The sequence below is a fragment of the Ignicoccus hospitalis KIN4/I genome (assembly GCF_000017945.1).
GTDB lineage: Archaea > Thermoproteota > Thermoprotei_A > Sulfolobales > Ignicoccaceae > Ignicoccus > Ignicoccus hospitalis.
On sequence record NC_009776.1, the window covers coordinates 200,265 to 226,730 of the forward strand.

Consider the following 26,466-nt stretch of genomic DNA (forward strand, 5'->3'; position numbering starts at 1 on the left):
CAGAACTTTCTTAGGATTATATCGGGAGGTCCGGAAGCTTCGACGGGCATCAAGGGTTGCGGAAGGGAGTCATCAACGTAGTTGAGGTGCTAGTGTTAATAGTAATCTTCTTAGCGGCGGCTGCATTCTTGGCATCATTCTATATGACGTCCGTGACGCAACAATCTGAAAAGATAAAGGAGGAAAGCCAGAAGAACGTCTTCCTAATAAATCCTCCGGCGAAGGTCATAGGTACGGTAGTGGTGGAAAACTACACGAACAGCGAGAGCGAGGCCAACGGACAGAAGGACGCAGTTCCCTTCGCTTGCTTAGAGGAGGTAGGGAGCGGCAAGAGCTGGTGGCTCTCGAGCGTGTACTTGATAAAGGGGTATGGCGGAAACGTCTTCAAGTCGGTTTCCTTGTATGACGTAGTAAAAACCGTTTCCGAAGTGTCTAACTTAGGCGACGGGAGCAAACAGAACTTCACCGAGGTCGCCTTCGGGAACCTCAACAAGCTCGTAGCCCTCTGCTACTTGAACGACACCTTGAACGCGGTCTACAAATTCGACGTCAGCTGCGACGAGGAAGTCCTCAAGAAAACCGTAAACGACGCCGTAGGGTGGTGCAAGTCCAAAGCAAACGCTCAAACCACGTGGATGGTGAAGTTCCTGAACCCCTTCCAGTACTTGCCCAGCGGCGGGGTGGGCGTAGCGGTCGGGCCGATAATACCCGGGGAGGTAGTTCAACAAGGGGGCACCTTCAGCTTCAAGGTAAAGTTAGCCGAGAGCTACGACCCCAACCCGCTGCTCCCCTACTCCTTAAAACAAGAGGGCAGCTTGACCTTCGACGACATAGTTTCGTGGATCCAGAAGGGCAACGGGGCGGTGTCAGCTGTAGGGGTGATCGAGGCGGTCTGCGAGAGCTGTACTTTCAGCGTGGGTTAGGGCATTTGGAGGAGCTTGTGGACTTGGGGTACTACCCTCACCCTCCTTTTTAGGTAGTCGTCCTTCAACACCTCGAGGACGAGCTCCCTCGCGGCGGACGCGTAACCCTCGCCCTCGTCCAAGGGTTGGAGGACCACGGGCCTCGGGACGTCTCCGAGCTCTTCGAGGAACTTCTTTACACACGTTAGGTCTGTCCTCCGCACCACTAACTTCAGTTCCCCCGAGAAGTTCTCCAATATCCTCCTGACTGTTGACGGGAAGTTTATGTAGTAATCGCAAGTAACTTTGGGGCTTACAGTAATCCAGATTTCGTGTCCTTCCAGGGCGCTGGGGTAGATCGTGCCGTTGGTCTCTATTTGGACGAGCCCTTTGAACCCCTTCTCTTCGAGCTCTTTCAAAAAGCTCCTTATCTCCAGTTGCCACAACAGGGGCTCTCCGCCGGTTAACACTATGAGGCCCACGCCGCTCTCGAGGGCCCTCTCCGCTACCTCGCTCACGGGGACCTTGAGTCCTGGGGACCAAGAGTACTTCGTGTCGCACCAAGGGCAGCGCAAGTTACACCTCGCGAGCCTCACGAAGTAGGCGGGCGTCCCCACCAAGCTGCCCTCGCCTTGAATCGACAAAAACTCCTCAATTACTTCGAACTCCGACATCAGAGCCCGGCCTTGGCCTTTATCTGCTCTACCTCCTTGATTATCTCTTCTACCAAGTCCTTGGCCGCGCCGGGGTCTATTATGGCGGCGGCAGCGGCTTGCACCTCTATGCCGGCAGCCTCCCCGAGCTTCTTCTTGCTGGGCACGTAGACGTAAGGTATCTTCTTCTCTTCACAGAGCAAGGGCAAGTGCGCCACTATCTCTGGGGGGTCCACGTCCTCCGCGATCAGCACCAGCTTCGCGAGGCCCTTGTCGACGGCCTTGGTAGTTTCGTTAGTACCCTTCTTTATCTTCCCGCCGCTCTCTCTGGCCTTCCTCAAAGCCTCGTAAGCCTTCTCGGCCAACTCGGGGGGCACTTCAAACCTAACGTAGAACGGCTTGCTCATCCTCATCTACCCCTCGTCGTGAGGGGCACGAGGGAGGGAGGTTAAAAAAGAGTGAAGGGAGGCCCGCGGCGCCGATGAGGAGCAAGCTGAGCGCTGAAAGGTGATTGGAGGTCGGGCTCCGAGGCCTCGGACCCCGTAGGGTGTTCCTCACCTTCTTCTCGGCACCCGGAGCTACCTCATCAGCCTCTGTGGAGCCTGAGCGTCGGAGGGGGGACGTGGCCTTTCAACCTTATGAAGTTGTTGGGGCGCAAGTCCTCCACCGGGAGCACCACTCCTCTCCCCAAGAGGCCGCCTAACTCGATAACGTCCCCAGGCTTGGCGTCGGGAACTGGCAGCAAGCGAACTCCTAACGGCTTGCTATTTATTACACCTATCATGAGTTGGTCCAGAGTTATAGAGGCCAAGGTTTCTGGGGTTACCAAAGGAATCGGCACCATGTCCAGCCCGGCCGAGCAGACAGACGTGTAAGCGATCAACTTGTACAAGTCCAAGGTCCCCCTCTGAGCGGCCTCGACCATCCCCGAGTCCTCGCTCAGCGGGACGAAGAGTCCGGAGAACCCACCGAAGCGCGAGACAGCCATCGCCCCTCCCTTCTTCAAGGCTTCTACCAACAATGCTAGCGCCGCCAGAGTTCCCGGGGCCCCAAAGGAGGGCACGCCCATGGCCTCTACCACCTTAGCCACGCTGTCCCCCATCTTGGGCGTCGGCGCCAAACTCAAGTCCACAGATCCCATTTCAACTCCCATCTTCTCGGCCACCTTCCTGCCGGCGAACTCCCCCAGCCTCGCGATCTTGAACGCCGCCTTCTTTAAAACCTCGTAGAGCTCTCGGAAGCTGTTGACCTTAGACCTCCTTACTACGGCCTCCATGACGCCGGGGCCGGAGATCGCTACGTTCACCTCGGCCTCGGGCCTCCCCTTGCCGTGGTGGGCGCCGGGCATGAAGGGCACGTCCCCGGGCAAGTTCGCCGAAACTAGGAACTTGGCGTTGCCAGTACCTTTGGTCCTTATGGCCAAGTCTATTAGCGCTTCGCTCACCTCATATACGGCCTCTACGTTCAAGCCGCTCCACGTGTCGCCGACGTTCAAGAACCCGAAGAGCCTCTCGGTTTTCGATAAAACCTCTGGTAAAACCTTGATTAAGGTTTTTGCTCTCGCGTTCAGTCCGACCTCTGCAAAAGCTCCGAAGCCTCCGAGGGCGTCCACCCCGGTCTTTACGGCTGCTCTGTCCAGCTCCTTCGCCAGCTCGACCAGCTCCTCTTCCTTGTTGACCACCTCGGCGAGGGGGGTCAGCGCCATCCTTACTGTTACTATAGGTATGCCGTGCTCTTCGCTTACTTCCCTAACGGCACGCACTAGCTCCGAGCCCTTGCTTTCGACCGTTTCCACTATCTCTTCCTTCTCCTTCCCTGTGACGTCTAACGAGAGGGTTACTGCTCTCACGTCCAAGTTCAAGTAGTGAAGCATCTCAGTAACTTCAGCTATCTCCTCGGGCCTGAACCTCAACCTTCCTACACCTCTTCCGCCGCTTCTCGGACCGAATCTCCATAGCTTTTACCATCCACTCGCGGGGCACCAGCTCGAACGGGCACCCCTCCAGCTCGGTTACCCATAACGGCCTGGGCGGCAGCTCTACGTCTGCAAAGTAGGCGACTTCGACCCCCTCGAGCTCTTTGGCTGAGAGCTCCAACGCTCTAGAGATCTGCTTCGTGCCGAAGTAATATAGCAAAACCTCTACGGGGAAATAGCTGGAGATCGTGCATCCTTTAACAAAGTCGTCGTAAGCTAAGGCAGCGGCGGCCCTCAGCCTCACCGGGTCGGTGCCGTAGGCGTGCCTAGGCCTCTCCGGAACCTCCGCCTTCCCCCAGAATATCAAGCTCGACCCCCAAGGCCTCCTCTAGGGCGCCCTTAACGCTGGGGTCCTCTCTGAGCGTTTCAGACGCGTCCCACGGGAAGACGATCCAGTTCCCGCTCTCCTTGACCCAGAGATCAACCTCCTCCGAGCACTGAGGTTTTTTGAACAAAACTGCGGTAGTTATTGACTTGGGGGAGTAAGCCTCGAGGAACTTCTTAGCGACGCTCAAGGTCTCGCCGGAGTCGCACACGTCGTCCACTAAGAGGATTCTCAAGTCCGTCACGTTGCCAATGAGCGGCAGCGTGACGACCGGTTTGCCCTTCTTCCCTATCCCTCTGTAACTCTTGATTCTCATGACGTACAATTCCAAGCCCAAGGCATCTGCTATTAGGTGGGCCGGGACGTAGCCTCCCCTTAAGAGACCCACCACTGCGTCCACCGAATCGCCGATCGCCTTTGCCAACTCCAAACTCATCTTGTGGACTTCTTCCCAACTCACGACTTCGTACATCCGGGGGCCCTCAAGCGTGAGGAGTGGGAGGGTTTGTGCCCTACCCCTGACCCTCCGAGTCATCGCCCGGTGCACCGGCCTCCTCGGAGTTCTCTTTGGTAGGGCCGGTCCCCGTAGGCTGGCCCTCGCGTTATTTAAAAATCATTTGAGGAGCGCTTCGTAGCTCTTTACCTCGTCGCTGACGACGAGCACTGCCTTAAGGCCGGCTATGTCTACATCAAACTTTACGTTCAATATTTCGTTGGGTTTCAACTCTTTCCTCTCGAGGACCGTCTCTTCGCCCCTCCTCCTTATCACCTTGCCGTCGGGGGCGTTAACGGTGTAATAGTAAAGCACGGAGAGCCTTTCAATGAAGACGGGCTTATCCGACGCGTTCCGTATAACGGCCTTGTTCCCCTCTACGCTCGCCTCCAAGGGACCTAGGGCAGCCTTCAAGACGCGGCTCAGCTCCGAGCTAAGCTTCGATCGAGCTCTTAATGAGACTTCCTCCACCGAACTCACTTGAGAGAAGAGTCATCACCGGCTCAGGAGACCGTCGTTCGATCATCGTTCGGGCCTCACTTCACCATTAGCGAGTGCTCCCTCCTTATCTCGAACTTTACCCCCTCTACTAGCTTCCCCAGCTTGTTTGCCAACAACTTCATTATGTCGTTTGTGACTTCATAGTTCCTCAGTCCGTAGGTGAGCTCGTACTCGATCCAGTCGTTCCCCACCCCCCTTACCTTTATTTTGGGTTCGGCAACGCTGAACTTCTTGGTGTAAACGACAGCGTCCTTCAAGGCCTCTTCAATGGCGTTGAAGTCATTCACCCCGTAGAACCGGACGGTTAGCGTGAAGGGCAAGGAACGGCTCGGTATCCTCACGAGCTCCATCGCGACCAAGCTGTTGGGCACTCTTATGGTTTCCTCGTACTCTCCCCTGAGCTCTACGAAGAACGGCGTTATCCTCTTTATCCAGCCCCTCACGCCCCTCGTTAAGATAACGAAGTTGCCTACGTTGACTATCTTAGTGGACGTTATTATGTAGTAGTGGACGATGGACCTCACTACGTCCCAGAGGAGGAACGGCGTGGTGATCAGTAACGCAGAGAGTAAGAACGCTAGTACTTGAGGAGACAGGTACCCTACGAAGTCCCCTACAATTAACATTATCATGAAGATGTAGTCGAGTATGTGGGTTACGTCTTTGGCACTCGTCGGGGTCATTATCCTCCTCTTAACCATGTCCTTTATTATCTTTATCCTTAAGAACAAGTAAGCAAGCACGAGTAATATCGAGTAGGGGACGGTAACGTACAGCCACAGCTCCACGTCTCTCACCTCAGCGCGCTCTCGATCTCCTCCTCCCTCCCGACCGGGGCGAGTAAGATCAGGATGTACCCCGGCTCCAAAGTTAATTCCTCCTCGGGTTCCACGAACTGTTCGCCGTTGAAGACCGCTAATATCATCACGTCCTTTGGCAATATCTCTTTTATTTCGCTTATTTTCATGCCTACGCTGCTGTCTCCCGAAGTGATCTCTATTGAGTATATCCCGTACTTGCCGCTGAGGACCTTAGTCAGCTCCACTATCCCGTATTTACCCTCGATGTAGCTGAGCACGAGCTTGGCCGACACTATCGGCGATGGGAAAGTGACGTCCGCCAGACCTAACATCTCTATAAGCTCTGAGGCTTTGGCCGTCCTCGTGACGACCACTATGTTCCCTACCCCGTATTCCTTTGCTACTGCAGCTACGAACAAGTTTACTTCATCCCGGTCTGTGGAGGCTATGACTACGTCGAAGCTCCCCAGCTCGAGCTCTTCATAGAGGCTCGGGTCCGTGGCGTCCCTGTTGATCACCATGACGTCTGCCTCCCTCGCCAGCGCTTGACACTTCTCGCTGTTAACGTCAACCGCCACTACGTCGTAACCTTTCAAGCTTAAGTCGGTGGCCACGCGGCGCCCCAACTCGCCTATCCCTACGACTAAGATTTTCAACTCCTATCACCCCATTGCCACTTCTAAGGCTAACAGAGTTGCCCACGCGGTATACACGTAAGGGAGCATAGCCTTATCCGGCCGAGTTATCGAAATTATGGACATTATGAGGTAGCTCGTGATTACCAACGGTATCCAGTCGATCAAGTTCAACCTCAAGAGAGAGGTGAGGAATATTAAATGCGCTCCGGTGGCGTAGGCCAACGCGAACGGCCTCTCTTTCTTTACCTTGTCCCTTAGCGTTCTCCAGAACACCGTTGAGAGCGAATAGAGGAAGGCGTAGTTCAGCAACAACAGCTCGCCCCAGTCCGCCAAAACCCTTGCCCGCCGGGGCCCTCGCGTTGAACTAAATGAGCTTCCGCTGCACACCTATGGCTATCTTCGTCGGCTTTCCCCTGGCCGGGAGTGCCACGTTATAGATGGTCAACCTACCCAAGTTGACGTAGGCCACCCTGCCGTAGTGGGCGTGGCCGTGGACGGCCAGCCTTACTCCCTCTTCCAACAACACCCTTTCGATCCTGGGGTCGCCCAAGTAAGGCCATATGCTCCTCTTCTCGCCCACCAACGTCTTCCACGTAGGAGCATAATGACTCAAGTAGATGACTGTGGGACACTCCTTCTTAGCCTCCCTTATTAACTTTCTAATGACTTCGGGCTTCTTAGAGTACTCCTCCTCTATGTTGGGCAAGTGCTTCCTCTGCCAAGAGGTGGGCCTCAACAGAGAGCCCCGGGAACCCACCACGCTAACGCACGGACCTCCCAAGTCCATCACCGCGTACTCGTCGTCCAGCCAGCGGACTTCCGGGTAGGCCTCCCTGAACTCCTCCTCCTTCTCCCTGTACTCCTCGTTCCCGAAGACCGATATGATGAAGTCCGATCTGGACTTGGCGAACTCCACAACTGGCCGCAAGTTCTCTACCCTAGACCTCTCCACCAAGTCGCCGGCCATCAGGGTTAGGCGGTAGCGACCGTCAGCTTTTAATAGATGGAGGTATTTAGGGGAATGGACGTCGGAAAACGCGAGCGCTAACAAGTGGTTCCCGGTCGATGTCTGTCGAAGAAGGGACTTAGGTGTGATCCCCCAACATTTGAACATCCTTCCAGAAGGTCGGAGAGGTGGTCGAAACTGAGCAGTAAGGGGAGGCGTAAGAAGAGCAGCAAGGTCAAGAGGAGGCAGTGGGACCCAGCTAAGTTCGCGGAGGACGCGGCCCCCTTGGTGGCCTCCGCCCTAGGTTTGGACTCCTTGGGCTTGAGCGAGGACGAATACGTAGAGCTCTTGAGAGATATAATAGTGGGCTTGGTTGGCGACAGGGTGACCAAGCCGAAGCCGGAGAACATAATTAAAAACATAAGGAGAAACGAAAGCAGGATAATGTCAATAATAGCGTTCAAATTGTTAGAGGTAGTTCCGGAGGGCAAGCTCACGCCCGAACAGTACGAGTTCGTAGCGGCGAACATAGGGCCTTTGGTAATACCGGTGGCCCAGCGCTTGTACAAAGAGGCCAAGAGGCTCGGGCTGGACGTCACCCCCCTCCAAGGGGCTTGGGAGGAAGGCTGGAGGCTGCGGGGCGACCCGGGGCCGGTGGGCTACTGTCCGAACTGCGGTTTCAGAGCGGTGGCCCCGGACGGGAGCTGCATGGTCTGTGGGAAGGTGCTGGACGACAAGGAGCTGAAGGAGGCGGTGGAGTTCGACGCGAAGTTCGAGGAGTTCTTGGAGACTGCGTCGTGCAACGAACTCAAGGAGGCCTTTAAGAGGGGGACCCTCTACGTCTCCCACGCCTCCACGTCCCTCGAGCCGCAGACGAAGTGGGACGTGGAGGTGTTTCTGAGCAAGAAGGAGAGGGAGGCGCTGAGGTCCGCTATCTCCCGGCGCTGTCAGCCCTCCTAAACTTCTCCAACGCCCCTTCGTCCACCCTGCCCTTGAACACGGCGACCACGCGCACCACGTCAGAGCCCGTGCTCAACGATACCTCGTTCAAGTAGGCCCTCTGTTTGTCAAACCTCAAGTAAAGCTTGCTCCCCTCGGTCCTCAAGTCCATCTCACGCTTCAGTATCTGATACTCGAGCTCGTCCATCCTACTAATTATGTTCCTAAGCGCCTTTTGTGCCTTCTTGCCCTTAATCACCATCTTTACGTACGTAATGGGGTTGCCGTGGTGCCCCCTCGACCTAAGCGTCTCGACCTCGTCCACGTCCTCTTTATTAAGACCCAACAAGTTGAATACGGATTCCATGACCTTTTCGGGGTCTTCGGTCGCGTGTATTATAACGGTTACTTCTACCCTCTCTATCATTTCAAGCCCGCCAAAATTAAGGCCGCGGCGCCTATAGGGCCTATCTCGCCCTCCAAGCCCTTAGGGTAAATTGCCTTCCCCTTAGAGGCCTCTAGCTTGCTGAGCCCGGGCTCGCTGGCGCCCACCACGACTAGGGTTACGCCCTCCGCCTCCACGCGCTCCACTTCCTCGCCGTACTCCCTTGAGACCGTGTACACCCTCTGGGGCTTCAGCAACTCCAACGCGTCGTCTATGTCTGGGAAGACGAAAAACGCCTTGTCCAGTTTGTACGCCAACTTGCTCACCTCTGGGACGCCTATCTGTGCCGCGGCGCCCGAGGGCTTCGTGACCACGAGTCCGCTCACGGGCTCCCCGAAACCGAAGGCGAGCTTGGCCAAGTCCTCTAAGCGTTGGACGCTCGTGGGCGCATGTGCGACGACGAATACCTTCTTCAAGGTTCTCTGGGCCGACCCCTCTAAGGGACTTAAATCTTGATTGCGTCGCCGCCCTTTATAAGGTCTTCAACGAACTCCCCTAAATTGTTGTAGGTCTTAGCGTTTATTTTCTTGGAAATCTCCTTAGCCCTCTTCCCGACGACAACAGCTTCGTCGGCTCTCTCTAACATTTTAATATCGTTGTAGCCGTCACCCACGGCCAAAACGAAGTCGAACCATGGGCGCAGCTTATCCACGACCTCTCCCTTTTCTTTAAATACGGGTAACACGCCCACGATCACGCCGTTGTGATAGATAAGCTTTTGGGAGACGTAGTCGTCCACCCCTAGGGCGTGCGCCACCGGGGCCACGAACTCCTCGAAGCCTCCGGAAACTATCATCGTTACGTACTGCCTCTTCTTCAACTCGGAAATCAAGGTTACGGCCTCCGGCCTTATCTTCCCTATAGCCCTCTTGGCCACGCTCTCCACTACTTCCTTCGGGGTCCCGAGGATGAGCCTCACCCTGTCCAAGAAGCTCTCGTACCAGCCCGGCCCCCTCAACCCCTTCTCTAAGAGCAATTTGAGGCTCTGATCCCCCTTAACATCGGCCATCTCCTCCCAGAACTCAAAGTCTATCAATGTGCCCTCTAAGTCGAGGAGCGCCAGCTTCTTCAATCGCGCGACCCGGAGGGGCTTCGGCGTTCCCGATTTACCTCTTTAGCTGCGCTTGTACTTCCTACCACCAATTCATAAAGCTACACTAGGTAGCTTATTATCCTCCTCCGCTCTCGCCCCGAACCCGGGTAACATGCCGCAAAGGTTTCGCCTCGCCCCTCGAGCGGACAAGATCATCAAAGAGATAAAGTTCGGAATACTCTCGCCGGACGAAATAAGGAAGATGGCCGTAGTGGCCGTCGTAACTGACCAAGCTTACGACGAGGCCGGCATGCCCGTGGAAGGGGGCATAATGGACCCCCGTATGGGGGTCACCAGCCCCGGCCAGAGGTGTCCCACTTGTGGTAACACCCTTCACGACTGCCCCGGCCACTTCGGTTACATAGAGCTAGTGAAACCGGTAATACACTATGAGTTCGTGCCTCACATTTACGACGCCCTCCGCGCCACTTGCAGAGTCTGCGGCAGAGTGAAGCTCTCCGACGAGGAGATAGATAAATTCTTGCGGTTGTATGAGAAGTTGGAAAAGAAGTGGCCTTTACTGGCTAGGAGGGTAACTGCCTTCGTTAGGAAGAAGGCCGCGAAGGTGATGGAGTGCCCCCACTGCGGGGCGAAGCAGTACAAGATCAAGCTGGAGAAGCCCTACAACTTCATTGAGGAGAGGATGCCCAGGCTCCACTACTTGAACCCGGAGGAGGTGAGGAGCAGGCTGGAAAACATACCCGACAAGGACGCTAAGGTACTCGGCTTCGACCCCAAAGAGGCCAGGCCGGAGTGGGCCGTACTTACCGTATTGCCCGTCCCCCCTGTCACTGTTAGGCCCTCGATTATCCTAGAAACCGGAATGAGGTCGGAGGACGACCTAACACACAAGCTAGCAGACATAGTTAGGACAAACAACAAGTTGAGGGAGAACATCGAAAGCGGCGCTTCGGAGGCAATGATAGAGAACTTGTGGGGCTTGCTCCAGTACCACGTGGCTACGTTCTTCGATAACGAGATCCCCGGCATCCCGCCCGCCAGGCACAGGTCGGGCAAGCCCTTGAGGACCTTGGCCCAGAGGCTCAAGGGCAAGGAAGGTAGGTTCCGTTCCAACCTCTCCGGTAAGAGGGTCGACTTCTCGGCTAGGACCGTCATCAGCCCCGACCCTAACATATCGATAAACGAGGTAGGAGTCCCCATAGAGGTGGCCAAGACCCTCACGGTCCCGGTTAAGGTAACTCCTTGGAATATCGAAGAGATGAGGAAGTTGGTCATTAACGGCCCGGACAAGTGGCCCGGCGCCAACTACGTCATCATGAAGGACGGGCGCAGGATAGACTTGAGGTACGCCAAGGACCGCAAGATAATTGCAGAGAGCTTGCAGCCCGGCTGGACCGTCGAGAGGCACTTGCAAGACGGGGACGTGGTGCTGTTCAACCGGCAGCCGTCCTTGCACAGGATGAGCATAATGGCCCACTTAGTTAGGGTGCTGCCGGGCAAGACCTTCCGCCTCTGCCCGCTCGTCTGTCCCCCCTACAACGCCGACTTCGACGGCGACGAGATGAACTTGCACGTGCCCCAGAGCGAGGAGGCGAGGGCTGAAGCGCTGGAGCTCATGCTGGTCGAGAAGCACATACTGAGCCCCAGGTACGGCGGCCCGATAATCGGGGGCCTCCAAGATTACATCTCCGGCGCCTACTTGCTAACCACAGTCGCGACCTTGTTGGACAGGAGCGACGTGCAAGAGCTCCTAGGGGTTACGGGCTACGAGGGCGAGCTCCCGGAGCCCGCGATCTTGAGCCCCAAGACGGTGTGGACCGGGAAGCAGTTGTTCTCCGTGTTCTTGCCTAAGGACTTCAACTACTCCGGAAAGGCGAACATATCCACCGGCGAGCTCAAGTGCGACGACGAGTACTGCTTCTACGACTCCTTCGTGGTCGTCAGGGACGGAGAGCTGGTTGAAGGGGTGTTGGACAAGAAGTCCATAGGCCACGAGCAGCCTAAGAGCCTAATGCACTGGATAGTCTACGAGTACGGCCCGGAGAAGGGCAGGGAGATATACGACAGAGCGTTCAAGATGTTCCTAAGGTTCATAGAGAAGAGGGGCTTCACCACTAGGTACGACGACGTGAGGTTGCCTCCCGAAGCTAAGAAGGAGATAGAGGAGGTCTTGAAGGAAGCTTACGAAGAAGTGGAGAAACTGATAGAGGACTTTAAGAACGGCTTGTTGGAACCCTTGCCCGGAAGGACTCTGGAGGAGACTTTGGAGTTAATGATAATGGACGTACTGGCCAAGGCAAGGGACAAGGCCGGCGAGATCGCGGCCAAGTACTTGAGCCCGCTGAACAACGCCGTAATAATGGCAAAGGCCGGAGCAAGGGGCAACATACTGAACTTGACGCAAATGGCGGCGCTGCTCGGCCAGCAGTCGGTTAGGGGGGAGAGGATCAAGAGGGGCTACCGCAAGAGGACCTTGCCGCACTTCGAGTGGGGCGACATAAGCCCGGACGCCAGAGGGTTCGTGAAGCACTCGTTCTACGAGGGCCTAACTCCCACCGAGGTGTTCTTCCACGCCGCCGGAGGTAGGGAGGGGCTGGTGGACACGGCTGTGAGGACGAGCCAGTCCGGCTACATGCAGAGGAGGCTGATAAACGCGTTACAAGACTTGAAGGTCGACTACGACGGCACGGTTAAGGACGCTTGGGGCGCGCTTTATCAGAGCGTCTACGGCGACGACGGCGTGGACCCCATGAAGAGTGCCCACGGGGAGTCGGTCGACGTGAAGCACGTAATTGAAAAGGTCACGAAGGTGAGACTGTGAGCGGGGCGGCCGAGAAGCTGGAGTACGCGTTCAAGCTGATAGACGAGTGGGAGAGGAAGCTTTACGAGGAGTACAACATAAGGTCGAAGCCGAAGTTCATCGAAGAGCTGAGGAGGAACATCGAGAAGCTGATAGACGTAAAGCCGGAGGTCAGCGAGGAAGAGCTGAAGAAGGTAGTGGACCTGACGTTCAGGTACTTCCTGAGGGCGCAGGTCGAGCCCGGAGAGGCCGTGGGCACGGTGGCTGCCCAGTCCATAGGCGAGCCCTCCACGCAGATGACACTGAGGACCTTCCACTATGCGGGCGTAAAGGAGCTAAACGTAACCTTGGGCCTTCCTAGGCTAATAGAGATAGTTGACGCGAGGCGCACCCCCAGCACCCCCACTATGACCGTCTACTTGGACGAGGAACACAGACACGACAAAGAGAAAGCTCTCGAAGTGGCTAGAAAGATAGAGATGACGAAGGTCGAAAACGTGGCGTCGAGCGTAGAGATAGATTGGTTCGAGACCACCATAATTGTTCGGCTCGACCCAGAGATGATGGAGGATAAAGGAATAACGAGGGACGACGTGATCAAGGCAATAAACAGGTTGAGGATAAAGGGAAGGGCGGAGCCGGACCCCGACGACGAATACGCCGTGCTCGTGAGGCTGGACCCGGAGGCTTACACCTCCATAGGCGAGCTGCAGAAGGTAAGGGATAAGGTTCTGTCCGCTAAGATTAAGGGCATTAAAGGGATAAACAGAGTAATCGTTCAACAGAGGGAGGATGAGTACGTCTTAGTTACCGACGGCTCTAACTTGGCCCAAGTGTTAGAGGTAGAAGGCGTGGACCCCACTCGGACGGTGAGCGACAGCATCAAGGAGATAGAAGAAGTGTTAGGTATAGAAGCCGCTAGGCAAGCAATAATAAATGAGATATTGGACGTCTTGGAGAACCAAGGTTTGGACGTGGATAGGAGGCACATAATGTTGTTAGCCGACGCGATGACTTGGAGCGGCGAGGTCAGGCAGGTGGGGAGGCACGGGATAGCCGGTACCAAGCCCAGCGTGCTCGCCAGGGCGGCCTTCGAGGTCACTGTTAAGCAGCTCGTGGACGCGGCGGTGGAAGGGGAGGTGGACGAGCTGAAGGGAGTCACTGAGAACATAATAATCGGCCAGCCGATACCGTTGGGCACCGGGATGGTGCTCTTGGCTATGAATCCGCAAGAGTTCGTGAGGAGAGTTAAAAAGAGCAGTGAAGAGCGCCAAGGGGGTGAATGACCGTGACCGCGATAGAGGCCGAGTTGAAGACTGCCTTGAGAACGGGAAAAGTGGTCTTGGGCGCTAAACAAACCATAAAGTTGTTGAAGACCGGGAAGGCCAAGGCGGCCATAGTCTCGGCCGGGGCTCCTCCGATAGTGAGGAGGGACGTGCTGTACTACGCCAAGCTCAGCAACATACCGGTGTACGTGTACCCCGGGACCAGCAAGGAGCTGGGCACGCTGTGCGCCAAGCCCTTCGTCGTGAGCGCCCTCGCGGTAGTAGACGAGGGCGACTCTAAAATAGTGGACGCAATAAAAGCCGAGAGCAGGGTTGAGTGAAATGCCGGATATAGTCCTCACCCCGGAAGAGTTTAGGTACATGCAGACCTTCGCTACGCTGACCGGAGTGACGCCCGTCGACTGCATAGTGGACCCGACCTTTGATAGAATAATCTTCCTAGTGAAGCCGGAGGACGTGGGAAGGGCGATAGGCAAGAGGGGCTTTATGGTTAGAAAGTTGAAGGAAATATTGAAGAAGCAGATAGAGATAGTCCCCTACAGCGACAACATTGAAGAGATGGTAAAGAACGCCTTGGCCCCGGCTAGGGTGATTGGAGTCAGGGTGAGCAAGACTCCAAAGGGGAAGGTCGTGTACGCCAGAGTGAACCCCAAGGATAAGGGAGTGGCCATAGGTAAGGAGGGCCGAAACGTCGCCAAGGCCCGTTTAATCCTTAAAAGACACTTCGATGTGGACTCGCTCGTGGTGGTCTGAGGGGGTGAGGTGCGATGCCCGGTAAGAAAGCTCCCAACGGACTGTTCGCGGCTAGGAAGCTGGAGAGGAAGAGGCTCAAGTTCAGGTGGAGCCAGAGGGAGTTCAAGAGGAGGATGTTGAAGCTCAAGGAGAAGTACGACCCACTGGAAGGGGCTCCAATGGCACGCGGGATAGTCCTCGAGAAGGTAGGCGTGGAGGCGCGTAAGCCTAACTCCGCAGTGAGGAAGTGCGTGAGGGTGCAATTGGTTAAGAACGGGAAGGTAGTAACGGCCTTCGTGCCCGGGGACGGCGGCCTCAACGTGATATCCGAACACGACGAGGTGGTGATAGTCGGCATAGGAGGGCCCAGAGGGAGGTCGATGGGTGACATCCCGGGAGTTAGGTACAAAGTCGTGCTGGTGAACGGGGTATCCTTGGACGCCATCCTGAAGGGTAAAAAACAGAAGCCCGTGAGGTAAGGTTCAGTCCTCGTAGTCCCCGACTTCCCCGTACTCCCTCTCCAAGAGTTTTTCGTCAACGTATATGGGCTTGTCGGTTATCAAGGCCAAATATATGGCGTGGCTGGGTATCATGGGTATCGAGAGCTTCACCGAACCCAAGTTCAAGAACAGCTTGGCGGTGTAAAGGCCGCTGTCCTCGTCGAGTTCGTCTATTACGACCTTCTCTATAACGCTCTTAAAATTCTCTATCACGCTCTCGAAGTACGGCAATATGTCGAAGAGGGAGTTCCTCGCGTTCCGGGGGACCTCCCCGAAACCCTCCTTCAAGTTCTTGATAGCGTACACTATCTCTATGGGGATGTAGTACAAGCGGAAGGTCCTAGAGTCTTCAAGCTTACAAATCATGACGGTGATAGGCGTTAGGTGGGCGTTTTGGTATATTTCTTCTATCCTCGCGTCTACGTCGACGACCCTAACCAGCCTGCCCTCCAAGGCGCTCGCTCCCTCCGTCTGCCTCGGTTTTGGGATCAAAGCCTTAAAACGTGGGAGCGCAAAGCGCTAGCGGGTCACGAAGGCATGGAGAGGGAAACTATAAGTCCCTTGGAGCCCAAGTTGTTCGGCAAGTGGGACTACGACGGCGTGGAGATAAGGGACCCTAGCCTTAAGAAGTACATATGCTTGAAGCCCGTGTGGACCCCGTACACCGCCGGTAGACACGAGAAGAGGAGGTTCGGGAAGGCCGAGGTCCCCATAGTGGAGAGGTTGATAAACAAGCTCATGAGGCCTGGAAGGAACATGGGCAAGAAGGCCAAGCTCTACAGCGTGGTGGAGAGGGCCTTCGACTTGATATACTTGATGACCGGGCAGAACCCCCTGCAAGTGCTCGTGAGGGCCATTGAAAACTCCGCCCCTAGGGAAGAGACCACCAGGATAATGTACGGCGGTATAGTCTACCACGTGGCTGTGGACGTAAGCCCCCAGAGGAGGGTAGACCTAGCTCTGAGGTTCCTAACCGAAGGCGCCAGGATGAAGGCGTTCAAGAGTCAGAAGCCCTTGGAGGAGACTCTCGCGGAAGAGATAGTGGCCGCGGCTAACGACGACCCCAAGAGCTACGCTATACAAAAGAAGGAGGAAATCGAGAGGATAGCGCTCTCCTCGCGCTAACCTTCATTCCTTTTTCCTTTCTTCGGCTATTTATCCCGGGCCGGCGCCTACACTGTGACGGGTGACCAGTGCTGACCGCGGACCTCGACGACATACTCGACGACGTCTTCGAACGGGTGACCAGCTCGAGGATATTCAAGAACAGGGACGTGCTGCTGCCGGATTACTTGCCTAACAAGCTTCCCCATAGAGAAGAACAAATAAGGAAGGTGGCCAGCGTCCTAGCCCAAGCCCTCAAGGGCTACAAGCCGAACAACTTGTTCATATATGGCCTCACGGGCACCGGTAAGACAGCGGTCGTAAAGCTGGTAGTCAAGAAGTTAAGTGAGAAAGCCGTCGAGAAGGGAGTTAAATTGAAAATAACCTTCATCAACACCAAGAGGGACGATACCCCGTATAGGGTGCTAGCGAGGATGCTGGAGGACATAGGGATAAGGGTACCCCCGACGGGAGTGGCGACGGCGGAGCTCTACTCGAGGTTCAAGAAGTTCCTGGACAAGAAGGGAACTTTGATGATACTCGTGTTAGACGAGATAGACTATCACGTAAAGAAGTACGGCGACGACTTGCTCTACAAGCTGACCAGGATAAACGAGGAGCTCCAAAGGTCCAAGGTATCCTTGGTTGGAATAACGAACGACGTCAACTTCACCAGCTGGCTCGACCCTAGGGTAAAGTCCTCCTTGGGCGAGGAGGAGCTCGTGTTCCCCCCGTACACGGCCGAGCAGCTGAGGGACATATTGAAGGACAGGGCGGAGATGGCGTTCGTAGAGGGGGTGCTGGGGGAGGGAGTGATAGAGCTCTGCGCGGCCTTGGCTGCTAGGGAAAACGGGGACGCTAGGAAGGCCCTCGACTTGTTGAGGATATCCGGCGAAATAGCCGAGAGGAGCGGCTCCTCGAAGGTTACCGTAGAGCACGTCAGGAGGGCTTGGGAGCAGATGGAGAAGGACAGGGTGGTGGAGATAGTGAAGAGCTTGCCCTTACACAGCAAGTTGATACTGTATTCCATACTCCTCTTGACGAAGGGCGGGAAGACCACCTACACCGGCGAGGTGTACCGCAAGTACAAGGAGCTGACCGCGGAGCTCGGGATAGAGACCCTAACGCTTAGGAGGGTCGGCGACTTGATTTCGGAGTTAGACATGTTGGGGCTCATCTCCACCGAGGTGGTGAGCAGGGGGAGGAGGGGGCTCACTCGAGTGATCAGCTTGGAGAGCGACCCAGAGGCTATAAGAAAGGGGCTGCTCGTGGACCCCACGGTGGCCGAGGTCGCCGGTTAGCTTTGACGACGGTCGCCCCTCCGCGGCGTGTCCGGTCGTAGCCCTCCAGACCGCCCTCTGGCCCCCCGTGGTCGTAAGGCTCCAAGCGCACGCGTTCAAGAAGGACCCCGGCGACGTGACTGGGGCCTTCTTGCCTTTGGCCGAGGGCGACGTCGTGATAATAGATAGCATAACCATCTGTGGCTTGGGCTACGTGGACCCCTCGAAGTTCGAAAGGGCAGTGGTGGTGAGTAAGTTCGTACCCCGCGTGACCAAGGCTGTGCCGGTAGCCAGGAGGCTCTACGGCGACGACCGCTTTCGGGAGGTAGCGGAGGAGTACCTAAGGAGGGTGAAGTGCTTCAAGAGGGGGCCCCACAAGCTCTGCGTCGCGCCTTACGGGATGGACTACCAAGAGGCATTGAAAATAATTGAAGAGAGGAGCGTTAGGAGGGGGCTGCCGGAAGAGGTGATACTAGCACACGAGCTGGCCTCGGCGGCGGGGCTCTGGCTCACGCGAGCCCCTTCTCCACTAGGAAGTTAGATAGGTACTCACTCACGTCTATTACCTTAGTTATCGTCGGATAGTCCCTAGCTAGGGTATTAGCCGTTATGACCCTCTCCACTCCGGCCTCCCGGAGCTTGTTCTCCGCGTCGCCCACCATGAGCGCGTGCGCGACCAGCGCTAGGACCCTCTTGGCCCCGGCCGCCTTGAGCTGCTTCGCCGCCAAGGCCAGCGTTGAGCCAGTGGACACCATGTCGTCTACTATTATTACGGTCTTGCCCTCCGCGCTTATCTCCTTAGGCCTTATGGTCACTTCGCCCGTCACTCTGTCCCTCCTCTTCTCCAAGTAGTCCCAAGGCGCCTTTAGAACGGACGCGACGCTCTTCGCCCTAGCAGTGGCGCCCCGGTCCGGGGCGAGCACCAAGGGGTCCTCGACCTCGTCTTTTATCTTTTCGGCTAAGTAAGGTAAGACGCTGACGTTGAACGCTCCCCCTCCGAACTCGCTCAAGGAGTACTCTTTGTGTATGTCCACTACTACCAAGTAGTCCAAGTCTAGGTTAGAAAGCGTCTTGAGCAAGGTCTTTATCGAGACGGGCTCCCCCTCCCTGAACCTCCTGTCTTGCCTTGCGTAGGGCATGTAGGGCATGAGCAAGGTCACGCTCTCGGCGCCTAGGTCCTTGAGGGTATCTATGGTGAGCAAGACTTCTATTACCCTATCGTTTTGGTCGGGGAAGCCGGTGTGTACGACCAGTACGTCCTCGCCCGAGACGGGTATGGGTATGCGCACGTAGCTCTCCCCGTCCGGGAACTTCTTCCTCTCTATGAAGTGGGCCTCGGCGTTCAAGGAAGCCACCAAGCCGTCGCACAGCCCCTTGGGCGGGGTCAAGCATAGCACCTTACCCACTGCCTTCTCCCGGTTCCGGGGACGAGGGGGAGCCTATAGAGAAATGGGGAAGCGCAGCAAACACACCACGTCGCCGAAGGGCCTCAGCCTCTCCCAAGCCTCGGTCCCCTTGGGCACTATTATCACTTCCGCGCCCTTCTTCTCCGCGAGCTCCACCAACTCCACCGCCCTCTCCCCTAAGTCGGGGGAGTGCAAGAGGTCGTCCGATATTATGAGGGTTTTAACCGCGTTCGCTTGGGCGGCGGTCATACAGTCGTCGACCCCGTAGAGCGCGTACCCGTCGCCCCGGGCGACGTGTTTCACGAACTCCTCGAGGGCCTCGAGAGCTTTGATGCTCTCCAGCTCCTTCGCGACCCCCCTCAAGGAGCCCTTCCTTATCGCCTCTAAGACGCCCGCCCTCCCCCCGGAGGAGGCGCTGTCCACCTTAACCTTGAAGCCTTCCTCGGACAAGCGTTGGGCGACCTTGTCCTTAAGGAACCCGGGGCCCACCACTACCACGTGGTCGAGGTTTCTTAACTTCAGCTCCTCAGAAACCCTCTTCGCCAGCTCGTTTATCTTCCTCTCGGTCGCCGCCTCGCGGCCCTCGTCCCCCTTCCCCGGGAGCCTGAGGGAGCCCTCGAAGACCCACTCTATTCCTTGTCCCCTGACCACCGCTAAGGAGTACTCGTCGTAGTCCACAGCGAGGACCGGGACTTGGGGCTTCCTCTCCTCCCCCTTCTTGAGCCTCTCCAAGAGCTGCGCGAGGCCCCTCTCCCTAATTATGGTTATCTCCTTCCCCGGGTAGACCTTTATCGCGTGGTGCGAGCCTATTAAGCCGAACTTGTCCGGCCCCTCTACGACTACCCCCTTGACCCTCAATACGTTGCTGAACGCTTGGAACTCCGAGCCCGTGACCTTAATGGTCAACGTCATGGGTATCTTTTCCTTGCCGGAGCTCCCCGCCACGCTCCTGGCGGTCCTCGCCCGGACCAAGTCCCCGGGCCTCAAGGCGCTGTGTAAGATCCACACGTCCTCCTCGTCTTCCACCCTTACCTTGACTTCCCCCTTAGACTCGTTGACCTCTAAGACTCGCACTTTGGACCCCGGAGGGCCTTCCGGGAAGAGTTAATTCGTTGGGACGCGGCGCTCGAGGAATGTAAGCCGTGAGAGGCTTTGGTGGGGCCGCCGCCGGGATTTGAACCCGGGACCTCGGGATCTCCGCGGCCTCAGCCGGGCCTCCACAGTCCCGCGCTCTAACCAGCTGAGCTACGGCGGCCAGCTTCCGGGCGGCGCCCCAGCGTTCCGCTCCCTGGAAGGTTTAAAAAGTTGGAGCACGGGACCGCGCCGGAGCCTCGGCCCCGAGGGTTCGGAACTCTGAGCCTTTACCCCCTATGAAGTACCGGGTAGAGCTCCACCACGTCGCCGTCCTCCAAGCTCTCGTCCAACAGAGCCGACCTCTCTACGCCGTTGACGAATACTAGCAATATTGCCTTGGGTTCTCCGTCCTCGTCGACGTACCTCTCCAAGCCGAAGAGCTTCCGGGCGCAGAGCAACAACTCCTTCAAGTTCTTGGCCTCTAGCTCCGCCCTCCGGCCGTCCCAGAGCCTCAGTTCCACCATCCTCACAGCCTCGTGAAGTTACTTCACCCGCGCTTTAACGGGCCCCCGAGGGCTCTGGGCTTTGCTGGAGTGCGCGTTGCTGGCGTACGACGCTTCACCCCCCTCTCGGAAAGCTTTACACTTCGCGAAGGAGTTAGCGAAGAAAACTGGTTCGGAGCTCTTAGTACTTTACGTTATAGATATAAAGAAACTAAACGAAGTTTTAGGTAACTTAGACGTGGAAAAGCTGAAAGTTCTGGAGAGGAGGGCTAACTCTTTGGTGGAGGACGCAGTTAAGTACTTGAACGAAGAAGGCGTCAAGGCTAGGGGGCTGGTGAAGAAGGGGCCTCCGCCGGAAGCGATAGTGGAGACGGCGGCGGAGGAGGGCTGTTCAATGATAATTGTGGGCTCCCGCGGCCTCAAGGGCCTCAAGAGGGCGCTCTTGGGTAGCGTTTCAGATAAGGTGCTTAGGATAAGCAACGTACCGGTGCTCATCGTAAAGGGCTAAAGGTAGATTAGGCCTCTGAGCGGTAGAAAGTCATGAGGTGTGTCCTTGACCGAAGAACAGAAGACTGTGTTACCGATCAGTAAGGGCGTGGTCCCTACTGGAAAGCTCCACGAGATGAGGAAGAGGGCCCTCGAGGACCCGGAGGGCTTCTGGTCGGAGATCGCCTCGGAGCTCTATTGGAAGAAGGGTTGGGATAAGGTAGTCGAGGGCGAGGCCCCCTACTTCAAGTGGTTCGTGGGCGGGAAGACCAACATATCCTACAACGCCTTAGACAGGCACGTTAAGACTTGGAGGAGGAACAAGGCCGCCATAATCTGGGAGGGCGAGCCCGGCGAGACCAGGGTCATGACTTATTACCAGCTCTGGAAGGAAGTAAACCGCTTCGCCAACGTGCTGAAGGATTTGGGCGTTAAGAAGGGAGACAGAGTGACCATTTACATGCCCATGGTTCCCGAGGCAGTCGTCGCTATGCTGGCGACCGTGAGGGTCGGCGCGATCCACAGCGTGGTCTTCTCCGGGTTCTCTGCGAAGGGGTTGGCGGAGAGGATAAACGACGCTCAAGCTAAGGTCGTGATAACGGCCGACGGCATGTGGAGGAGGGGGAAGAAGCTCATACTCAAGGAAATAGTGGACAAGGCTTTGGAGGAGACGCCGTCCGTGGAGAGCGTGGTGGTTTACAAGAGGCTGGGCGAGGAGGTCAACATGGTCGAGGGCAGGGACTACTGGTGGGACGACCTCATGGAGGGCGCGGAGGACTACGCGGAGCCCGAGTGGGTGGAGAGCGAGCACCCCTCCTTCATCCTCTACACTTCCGGCACCACCGGCAAGCCCAAGGGGATAATTCACGACACCGGGGGCTACATGGTAGGAGTCTACGCTACGATGAAGTGGGTATTCGACATAAGGGACGACGACTTGCACTGGTGTACTGCAGACATAGGCTGGATCACCGGCCACTCCTACGTGGTCTACGGCCCCTTGCTCCACGGGGCCACTACCCTCATGTACGAGGGCGCCCCCGACTACCCCAAGCCCGACCGCTGGTGGAGCATAATTGAGAAGTACGGTGTAACTACCTTCTACACGGCTCCCACGGCTATAAGGATGTTCATGAGGTATGGCGAGAAGTGGGTGGAGAAGCACGACCTCAGCACCTTGAGGATCTTGGGCAGCGTCGGCGAGCCCATAAACCCGGAGGCGTGGTGGTGGTACTTCAAGCACGTCGGCAAGGGCAAGTGTCCCATAGTAGACACTTGGTGGCAGACGGAGACCGGGCACACATAGTAGACACTTGGTGGCAGACGGAGACCGGGCACATAATGATAAGCCCCGCCCCCGGGATAGAGCTGGTCCCCCTGAAGCCGGGGAGCGCCACCTTCCCGTTGCCCGGCGTGGACGCCGAGGTGGTGGACGACAACGGCAACCCCGCGCCTCCCGGAACTAAGGGCTACTTGGTCATAAGGAAGCCGTGGCCCGGCATGTTGCACGGTATCTGGGGAGACCCGGAGAGGTACGTGAGGACCTACTGGAGCAAGTTCCCCGGGTGGTACTTCACCGGCGACTACGCGATGAAGGACGAGGACGGCTACTTCTGGATATTGGGTAGGGCGGACGACGTGATCAAGGTCGCCGGCCACAGGCTGGGCACCTTGGAGATAGAGAGCGCCTTCGTCGCCCACCCCGCGGTGGCCGAGGCGGCGGTGGTGGGCAAGCCCCACCCGGTCAAGGGAGAGGGCATAGTGGCCTTCGTAGTGTTGAAGGAGGGTTACCAGCCCAGCGACGAACTGAGGGATGAGCTGAGGAAGTGGATAAGGGAGACCATAGGCCCCGTCGCCACTCCGGACGAGATACACTTCGTTACCAAGTTGCCTAAGACTAGGAGCGGAAAGATAATGAGGAGGGTGCTTAGGGCGGTGATAAGCGGCCAGCCCTTGGGAGACTTGAGCACCTTGGAGGACGAGGCGTCCGTGGAGGAAGTGAAGAGGGCGGTAGAGGAGTTGAGGAGAGACTTAGGAATGTGACCTCGAGGAACCCTTTCTTTCACTTTAAATAAAAACTTACCAACCCAAGACCCCGCCTATGTCCGCGGTCTCCTCGGCCTCGGTCGCGCACTGGACCGCTAGGGCCCCTACCTTGTCGCTGAGCCAGTTCCTAACGTAGTCCAGCTTGTTCTCCTCCACGACGTACATGTCGCTCAAGGCGCTCTCGCCGCACTTGCCGGAGAAGTGGGCCTCTAACATGTTACCCCTCTTCCCAAAGGTGACTTCCACGTTCATCTCGTACTTCCCGGGCTTTACCTTCCTAGTCTCGCCGCCGGCGCTTATCTGGCCCTCCTTGACTACCTCGAAGACTATCTTCATTGAGAGGGAACCCTCGCCCTCTTGCACCTCCACTTGAGGCTCGCCTATGAACCCTCCCAAGGCGTTCTCCAAGCCCTTGAGGGCTGCCTTCTGGGCCGACCTCGCGCTTATCACGGCTCCTTCCCAAGAGAGAAGGCCCTCTGGGGGTGTAATAGGCCTCCGTCCCGTGACCCGCTCCTCACCCAGTCGGCCAAGTACGCGATCCTCATCGGCCCAAGGGAGCTTCCTCCACGAGCAGGCCCGCCAAGTCCTCCAGAGCGGGCAGCTCTACCACCCCCAGCTCCGGGTCCGCGGCGTAGGGGACGGCCTTCTTGAGGTCCAGCTCCTTCAGTATAGGCGACAAGTAAGCTTCTCTATTTGGAGTAACGCTGGTCCCGGACTGGTAGAGGCCCACCGCAGGCAACACCACGACCACTCCCCTCCGCGAGGGGACCTTTAGGTAGCACGGGAACTTCGCAGTGGCACCCACCGGGTCCCTCAGCGCCACGCTCGGGTGCTCGTGGCCCATAATAGTTACCTCGCCCAGCTCCGCGGCCTTGTGGCCGTGGATTACCTTCACCCCCTCGCTCAAGTCCAGCTCGTCCACCACCTCGAACCCGGCGTCCTCCACCAGCTTCTTGACGAAATTGTCGTGGTTCCCCCTTACTAACACCAACTCCACACCCTTCTTCTGAGCCGCCGACAAGAAGGCCTCTACGTCCCTCTTTTCCATCTTGCCCAGCCTTCCGAACTGGTGTTTCAAGTCGCCCGCTACGACGACCTTCTTGACCGCCTTGGAGACGCTCTCTAGGACCTCCAGCGCCCTCCTAAGCTGGGCGGGGGGCAAGAAGACCCCCTTTCTGCTCATCTCTTCCTCGAAGCCCAAGTGGAGGTCCGCTATTATTGCATAGCCCTTGTACAGCAAGGCCCCTTGAGGGGTGGCGTAAAGTCCCCGCTCTAGCTCTACGGCTTCCACTCGGGACCCCAGAGCTTAGGGACGTAGGGGTTAATACTTAGGGGAGCGCCTCAGCTCGCCCTCCCCGGTTATCCAGTACTCGCCGTCGGTCCTCACTTCCCTCTTCCATATCGGGGGCTCGTGCTTCAACCTCTCTAAGATCTCCCTAGCGGCTTTGAACGCGCTCTCCCTATCCTTTCCGCTAACTGCTATTATCAAGGTTTTTTGTCCCACCTTACGGGGCCCTAAGAACTGCACCACCCTCGCGTCTAAGGCCCCCCACTTCTTCAGTTCCTCCTCCACTATCTTTTCCATAAACTCCTTCACGCTCGGATGAGCTTCGTATATTAGCTCTAATACTTTAGATCCTTTAGATTTTACCGTCCCAACGAAGATTACCGTGGCACCCGACTCGGGGTCGCCCAACTCCTCCACCAAGCCGTCCAAGCTCCAGTCCTCCTCTTCGGTGAGCACCACCCTCCCCCCTCCGCCGGCGGCGGGGGGCACCAGCTCGTACTCCCCCTCCGTTAAGGGCTCTTCGTCCTCGGCGAACCTGCCGTCCTTCAAGACCACGGGCTCTGGGTAGCCCTCCGGCAACAGCTCGAGAACCTTCCTCTTGAGGTCGGCCACCTTAGAGCCCTCCGGCAACTCGAGCTCCGCGGCCTCACCGAGCGCGTCCTTGTACATAGCGTACAACTTCAACTTGACCTTCAACTCGCGCCTCCGCCTTCGTTACGCCCCCGCGGGATTTGAGGGGAGCGGTCGTCCGCGCCCAAGCTTATATAAATGGAACGGGTAACTGGTAGGGGCTCCGCAACATGTACTACCGTACACGAGAGGCTAGGTCCGAGTTCCTGAGGAAGGTTAGGGAGGAGGCAATAGACTTCCCCGACTACGAGGTAATAGACTCGCCGTCGCCCGAGCTCTACAAGTTCATTTTTCCCTTCAAGGAAGTGCCGCGCGTGTTCTTCGACGGCATAATACTCCCTACGGAGCTGCCCTCAGAGATATGGATAACGGACACCACCTTCAGAGACGGCCAGCAAGCCCGGGAGCCCTACACGGTCGAGCAGATAGTGCGCTTGTACAAGTACTTACACGAGCTCGGAGGCCCCTTAGGGAAGATTAAGACCACAGAGTTCTTCCTGTATACAGAGAAGGACAAGGAGGCAGTGAGGAGGGTAAAGGAGCTGGGCTACAAATATCCGATCCCCACCGGGTGGATAAGGGCGAAGAAGGAAGAGCTCAGCTTGGTTAAGGAGGCCGGCTTGGAGGAGACCGGAATACTCGCCTCCATAAGCGACTACCACATATACTTCAAGTTTAAGGCTTCCAGGGGCAAAGTCGTAGAGAAGTACTTGAGCGTCGTGGAGGAGGCCCTTAAGATGGACATAATACCCAGGGTGCACTTGGAGGACATAACTAGGGCAAACATATTCGAAGTGGTAGTCCCGTTCGTCCGAAAGTTAATGAAGTTGAGCGAGAGGTACGGGCTCCCGGTGAAGGTTAGGTACCCCGACACGCTGGGCGTCGGCGTGCCCATAGTGGAGGCGATGTTGCCTAGGAGCATCCCCAAGCTAACTTGGGTCCTCCGCCACGTCTGCGGCGTGCCGAGCGAGTGGCTGGAGTTCCACGGCCACAACGACTTCCACTTAGGAGTGGCTAACGCGGTGAGCGCTTGGCTCTACGGCGCCGGGCTGAACAACGGCACGCTGTTAGGGATAGGCGAGAGGGCGGGCAACGTGCCGATAGAGGCCTTAGTCTTCGCCTACGCCCAGCTGAAGCACGGGTTTGACGGGATGAACACTAAGGTGATAACCGAGATAGCCAAGTACTACCGCGACGAGCTGGGTTACGAGGTACCGCCTTACTACCCCATAGTAGGGAGGAACTTCGCCGTGACGAGGGCCGGAATCCACGCGGACGGGCTCTTGAAGAACCCGGAGACCTACTTGCCCTTCGACACGGAAGGGATCTTGGGCGTGAAGCCCGGAGTCGCCATAACTCCCTACGCGGGCTTGGCCGGCATAGTCTACTGGATAAACAAGACTTTCGACCTAAAGGGGGAGGAACAAGTGAGCAAGAAGGACCCGAAGGTGCAAGCGATATACAAGGACGTCATGAAGCAGTTCGAGCACGGCCGCTTGACTGCCTTGAGCGACGCCGAGATGCTGGCGCTGGTCGCCAAGCACGCGCCGGAGCTCATCAAGAAGTACTGGGACAGGCTCCCGGAGGACTTGAAGGCCAAAGCGGTGGCGCTGCTGGACCTCGCGGAGAGGAGATAAGAGCTTTTCCTCTCCCAGTAAGC

Annotated in this window: 32 protein-coding genes, 1 tRNA gene and 1 pseudogene; 13 read left to right on the top strand and 21 right to left on the bottom strand. The window is 57.0% G+C overall.

The window, feature by feature from the left end; genetic code table 11:
* Nucleotides 1-56: 56 nt before the first annotated feature.
* On the top strand, nt 57-923 hold the full coding sequence (locus tag IGNI_RS01185; protein ID WP_011998264.1) for a hypothetical protein: 867 nt from the start codon (nt 57-59) through the stop codon (nt 921-923).
* Here the strand turns inward: IGNI_RS01185 and IGNI_RS01190 are convergent.
* From IGNI_RS01190 to IGNI_RS01235, 10 genes are all read right to left on the bottom strand, one after another.
* Nucleotides 920-1,576 carry a 7-carboxy-7-deazaguanine synthase QueE gene (locus IGNI_RS01190; protein WP_011998265.1) on the bottom strand — a complete coding sequence of 219 codons (657 nt, stop codon included), beginning with the start codon at nt 1,574-1,576 and terminating at the stop codon, nt 920-922. The genes IGNI_RS01185 and IGNI_RS01190 overlap by 4 nt on opposite strands.
* Nucleotides 1,576-1,962, bottom strand: a complete 387-nt coding sequence (gene rpl7ae / locus IGNI_RS01195; RefSeq protein WP_011998266.1) for a 50S ribosomal protein L7Ae — start codon at nt 1,960-1,962, stop codon at nt 1,576-1,578. The genes IGNI_RS01190 and rpl7ae overlap by 1 nt, the downstream gene beginning before the upstream one ends.
* Before the next feature lie 179 nt (nt 1,963-2,141).
* Nucleotides 2,142-3,467 (bottom strand): PFL family protein, encoded by a 1,326-nt coding sequence (locus tag IGNI_RS01200; RefSeq protein ID WP_052569823.1) that lies wholly within the window; start codon nt 3,465-3,467, stop codon nt 2,142-2,144.
* On the bottom strand, nt 3,439-3,837 hold the full coding sequence (locus IGNI_RS01205) for a hypothetical protein (RefSeq protein ID WP_052569827.1): 399 nt from the start codon (nt 3,835-3,837) through the stop codon (nt 3,439-3,441). The genes IGNI_RS01200 and IGNI_RS01205 overlap by 29 nt, the downstream gene beginning before the upstream one ends.
* On the bottom strand, nt 3,797-4,327 hold the full coding sequence (locus tag IGNI_RS01210; RefSeq protein WP_052569829.1) for a phosphoribosyltransferase: 531 nt from the start codon (nt 4,325-4,327) through the stop codon (nt 3,797-3,799). Before IGNI_RS01210 ends, IGNI_RS01205 begins: the two co-directional genes overlap by 41 nt.
* Nucleotides 4,328-4,468: 141 nt before the next feature.
* Nucleotides 4,469-4,819 carry a hypothetical protein gene (locus IGNI_RS01215; protein WP_011998270.1) on the bottom strand — a complete coding sequence of 117 codons (351 nt, stop codon included), beginning with the start codon at nt 4,817-4,819 and terminating at the stop codon, nt 4,469-4,471.
* 65 nt (nt 4,820-4,884) lie between these two features.
* Nucleotides 4,885-5,637 (bottom strand): mechanosensitive ion channel family protein, encoded by a 753-nt coding sequence (locus tag IGNI_RS01220; RefSeq protein WP_011998271.1) that lies wholly within the window; start codon nt 5,635-5,637, stop codon nt 4,885-4,887.
* A 5-nt stretch (nt 5,638-5,642) separates the two neighbouring features.
* Nucleotides 5,643-6,305 (bottom strand): potassium channel family protein, encoded by a 663-nt coding sequence (locus tag IGNI_RS01225; protein WP_011998272.1) that lies wholly within the window; start codon nt 6,303-6,305, stop codon nt 5,643-5,645.
* A 6-nt stretch (nt 6,306-6,311) separates the two neighbouring features.
* Nucleotides 6,312-6,620: a hypothetical protein gene (locus IGNI_RS01230; RefSeq protein ID WP_052569836.1), complete on the bottom strand. Its 309-nt coding sequence runs from the start codon at nt 6,618-6,620 to the stop codon at nt 6,312-6,314.
* 31 nt (nt 6,621-6,651) lie between these two features.
* Complete coding sequence (locus tag IGNI_RS01235; protein ID WP_011998274.1) at nt 6,652-7,338, bottom strand: metallophosphoesterase family protein; 687 nt, start codon at nt 7,336-7,338, stop codon at nt 6,652-6,654.
* Here IGNI_RS01235 and IGNI_RS01240 point away from each other — a divergent pair, their 5' ends adjacent.
* Nucleotides 7,339-8,193 (top strand): hypothetical protein, encoded by an 855-nt coding sequence (locus IGNI_RS01240; RefSeq protein WP_011998275.1) that lies wholly within the window; start codon nt 7,339-7,341, stop codon nt 8,191-8,193.
* Here IGNI_RS01240 and IGNI_RS01245 read toward each other — a convergent pair.
* Genes IGNI_RS01245 through IGNI_RS01255 form a run of 3 tightly spaced genes read right to left on the bottom strand, consistent with a single transcriptional unit; the run spans nt 8,165 to nt 9,689 of the window.
* Nucleotides 8,165-8,599: an RNA-binding domain-containing protein gene (locus IGNI_RS01245; RefSeq protein ID WP_011998276.1), complete on the bottom strand. Its 435-nt coding sequence runs from the start codon at nt 8,597-8,599 to the stop codon at nt 8,165-8,167. The two genes, IGNI_RS01240 and IGNI_RS01245, sit on opposite strands and share 29 nt — an antisense overlap.
* Entirely contained in the window at nt 8,596-9,033 is a 438-nt protein-coding gene (locus IGNI_RS01250; protein ID WP_011998277.1) for a RecB-family nuclease, read from the bottom strand. Before IGNI_RS01250 ends, IGNI_RS01245 begins: the two co-directional genes overlap by 4 nt.
* A 29-nt stretch (nt 9,034-9,062) precedes the next feature.
* Nucleotides 9,063-9,689, bottom strand: coding sequence for an HAD family hydrolase (locus IGNI_RS01255; protein WP_011998278.1), 627 nt, complete (start codon nt 9,687-9,689; stop codon nt 9,063-9,065).
* Between the two features lie 133 nt (nt 9,690-9,822).
* On the opposite strand from IGNI_RS01255, the gene IGNI_RS01260 reads away from it, so the two are divergent.
* From IGNI_RS01260 to IGNI_RS01280, 5 genes are read left to right on the top strand one after another with little or no spacing between them, the layout of a single operon-like run.
* Nucleotides 9,823-12,492, top strand: a complete 2,670-nt coding sequence (locus IGNI_RS01260) for a DNA-directed RNA polymerase subunit A' (protein ID WP_011998279.1) — start codon at nt 9,823-9,825, stop codon at nt 12,490-12,492.
* A gap of 35 nt (nt 12,493-12,527) precedes the next feature.
* Nucleotides 12,528-13,757 carry a DNA-directed RNA polymerase subunit A'' gene (rpoA2, locus tag IGNI_RS01265; protein WP_052570437.1) on the top strand — a complete coding sequence of 410 codons (1,230 nt, stop codon included), beginning with the start codon at nt 12,528-12,530 and terminating at the stop codon, nt 13,755-13,757.
* Complete coding sequence (locus IGNI_RS01270) at nt 13,754-14,077, top strand: 50S ribosomal protein L30e (protein ID WP_011998281.1); 324 nt, start codon at nt 13,754-13,756, stop codon at nt 14,075-14,077. Before rpoA2 ends, IGNI_RS01270 begins: the two co-directional genes overlap by 4 nt.
* A gap of 1 nt (nt 14,078) precedes the next feature.
* A complete protein-coding gene (locus IGNI_RS01275) occupies nt 14,079-14,510 on the top strand; it encodes a NusA-like transcription termination signal-binding factor (RefSeq protein WP_011998282.1) in 432 nt (143 codons plus the stop codon).
* A 14-nt stretch (nt 14,511-14,524) separates the two neighbouring features.
* A complete protein-coding gene (locus IGNI_RS01280; protein ID WP_011998283.1) occupies nt 14,525-14,968 on the top strand; it encodes a 30S ribosomal protein S12 in 444 nt (147 codons plus the stop codon).
* Between the two features lie 3 nt (nt 14,969-14,971).
* On the opposite strand, the gene IGNI_RS01285 is transcribed toward IGNI_RS01280, so the two are convergent.
* Nucleotides 14,972-15,442: a bifunctional nuclease family protein gene (locus IGNI_RS01285; protein WP_148202195.1), complete on the bottom strand. Its 471-nt coding sequence runs from the start codon at nt 15,440-15,442 to the stop codon at nt 14,972-14,974.
* Between the two features lie 84 nt (nt 15,443-15,526).
* On the opposite strand from IGNI_RS01285, the gene IGNI_RS01290 reads away from it, so the two are divergent.
* The 3 genes from IGNI_RS01290 to IGNI_RS01300 all read left to right on the top strand — a co-directional run bounded on the left by IGNI_RS01290 (nt 15,527) and on the right by IGNI_RS01300 (nt 17,914).
* The gene (locus IGNI_RS01290; RefSeq protein ID WP_011998285.1) at nt 15,527-16,114 is read left to right on the top strand and encodes a 30S ribosomal protein S7; all 588 of its coding nucleotides are present in this window, start codon (nt 15,527-15,529) and stop codon (nt 16,112-16,114) included.
* Nucleotides 16,115-16,182: 68 nt separating this feature from the next.
* Nucleotides 16,183-17,394 (top strand): ORC1-type DNA replication protein, encoded by a 1,212-nt coding sequence (locus IGNI_RS01295; RefSeq protein WP_011998286.1) that lies wholly within the window; start codon nt 16,183-16,185, stop codon nt 17,392-17,394.
* Nucleotides 17,395-17,461: 67 nt separating this feature from the next.
* The gene (locus IGNI_RS01300) at nt 17,462-17,914 is read left to right on the top strand and encodes an endonuclease V (protein ID WP_011998287.1); all 453 of its coding nucleotides are present in this window, start codon (nt 17,462-17,464) and stop codon (nt 17,912-17,914) included.
* Here IGNI_RS01300 and prs read toward each other — a convergent pair.
* The 4 genes from prs to IGNI_RS01320 form a co-directional block, all read right to left on the bottom strand.
* The gene (gene prs, locus IGNI_RS01305; RefSeq protein ID WP_011998288.1) at nt 17,883-18,779 is read right to left on the bottom strand and encodes a ribose-phosphate diphosphokinase; all 897 of its coding nucleotides are present in this window, start codon (nt 18,777-18,779) and stop codon (nt 17,883-17,885) included. The genes IGNI_RS01300 and prs overlap by 32 nt on opposite strands.
* Nucleotides 18,780-18,812: 33 nt before the next feature.
* Complete coding sequence (locus IGNI_RS01310) at nt 18,813-19,853, bottom strand: pelota family protein (protein WP_011998289.1); 1,041 nt, start codon at nt 19,851-19,853, stop codon at nt 18,813-18,815.
* Nucleotides 19,854-19,935: 82 nt separating this feature from the next.
* Nucleotides 19,936-20,034: transfer RNA gene (locus IGNI_RS01315), tRNA-His, on the bottom strand.
* 106 nt (nt 20,035-20,140) lie between these two features.
* Complete coding sequence (locus IGNI_RS01320; protein ID WP_011998290.1) at nt 20,141-20,377, bottom strand: ubiquitin family protein; 237 nt, start codon at nt 20,375-20,377, stop codon at nt 20,141-20,143.
* A gap of 61 nt (nt 20,378-20,438) precedes the next feature.
* Between IGNI_RS01320 and IGNI_RS01325 the strand changes: the two genes are divergently transcribed.
* Together IGNI_RS01325 and IGNI_RS07955 are read left to right on the top strand one after the other, a co-directional pair.
* Nucleotides 20,439-20,864 (top strand): universal stress protein, encoded by a 426-nt coding sequence (locus IGNI_RS01325; protein ID WP_052569855.1) that lies wholly within the window; start codon nt 20,439-20,441, stop codon nt 20,862-20,864.
* A gap of 120 nt (nt 20,865-20,984) precedes the next feature.
* A pseudogene (locus IGNI_RS07955) lies at nt 20,985-22,885 on the top strand (acetate--CoA ligase); the annotation flags it as partial.
* A gap of 36 nt (nt 22,886-22,921) precedes the next feature.
* Here the strand turns inward: IGNI_RS07955 and IGNI_RS01335 are convergent.
* From IGNI_RS01335 to IGNI_RS01345, 3 genes are all read right to left on the bottom strand, one after another.
* A complete protein-coding gene (locus IGNI_RS01335) occupies nt 22,922-23,338 on the bottom strand; it encodes a hypothetical protein (RefSeq protein ID WP_011998294.1) in 417 nt (138 codons plus the stop codon).
* A gap of 91 nt (nt 23,339-23,429) precedes the next feature.
* Nucleotides 23,430-24,179 (bottom strand): metallophosphoesterase, encoded by a 750-nt coding sequence (locus IGNI_RS01340; RefSeq protein WP_011998295.1) that lies wholly within the window; start codon nt 24,177-24,179, stop codon nt 23,430-23,432.
* A 30-nt stretch (nt 24,180-24,209) separates the two neighbouring features.
* On the bottom strand, nt 24,210-24,872 hold the full coding sequence (locus IGNI_RS01345; protein ID WP_011998296.1) for a molybdenum cofactor biosynthesis protein: 663 nt from the start codon (nt 24,870-24,872) through the stop codon (nt 24,210-24,212).
* Nucleotides 24,873-24,976: 104 nt separating this feature from the next.
* Between IGNI_RS01345 and IGNI_RS01350 the strand changes: the two genes are divergently transcribed.
* A complete protein-coding gene (locus IGNI_RS01350; protein WP_011998297.1) occupies nt 24,977-26,443 on the top strand; it encodes a 2-isopropylmalate synthase in 1,467 nt (488 codons plus the stop codon).
* The last annotated feature ends 23 nt before the right edge of the window (nt 26,444-26,466 follow it).

Excerpts from the sequence above, each read along its gene's own strand:
- IGNI_RS01245 (WP_011998276.1), bottom strand. The coding sequence starts at position 8,599 with ATGATAGAGAGGGTAGAAGTAACCGTTATAATACACGCGACCGAAGAC.
- IGNI_RS01320 (WP_011998290.1), bottom strand. The coding sequence starts at position 20,377 with ATGGTGGAACTGAGGCTCTGGGACGGCCGGAGGGCGGAGCTAGAGGCC.
- IGNI_RS01275 (WP_011998282.1), top strand. The coding sequence starts at position 14,079 with ATGCCGGATATAGTCCTCACCCCGGAAGAGTTTAGGTACATGCAGACC.
- IGNI_RS01260 (WP_011998279.1), top strand. The coding sequence starts at position 9,823 with ATGCCGCAAAGGTTTCGCCTCGCCCCTCGAGCGGACAAGATCATCAAA.
- IGNI_RS01210 (WP_052569829.1), bottom strand. The coding sequence starts at position 4,327 with ATGTACGAAGTCGTGAGTTGGGAAGAAGTCCACAAGATGAGTTTGGAG.
- IGNI_RS01190 (WP_011998265.1), bottom strand. The coding sequence starts at position 1,576 with ATGTCGGAGTTCGAAGTAATTGAGGAGTTTTTGTCGATTCAAGGCGAG.
- IGNI_RS01350 (WP_011998297.1), top strand. The coding sequence starts at position 24,977 with ATGTACTACCGTACACGAGAGGCTAGGTCCGAGTTCCTGAGGAAGGTT.
- IGNI_RS01270 (WP_011998281.1), top strand. The coding sequence starts at position 13,754 with ATGACCGTGACCGCGATAGAGGCCGAGTTGAAGACTGCCTTGAGAACG.
- IGNI_RS01290 (WP_011998285.1), top strand. The coding sequence starts at position 15,527 with ATGGAGAGGGAAACTATAAGTCCCTTGGAGCCCAAGTTGTTCGGCAAG.
- IGNI_RS01280 (WP_011998283.1), top strand. The coding sequence starts at position 14,525 with ATGCCCGGTAAGAAAGCTCCCAACGGACTGTTCGCGGCTAGGAAGCTG.
- rpl7ae (WP_011998266.1), bottom strand. The coding sequence starts at position 1,962 with ATGAGCAAGCCGTTCTACGTTAGGTTTGAAGTGCCCCCCGAGTTGGCC.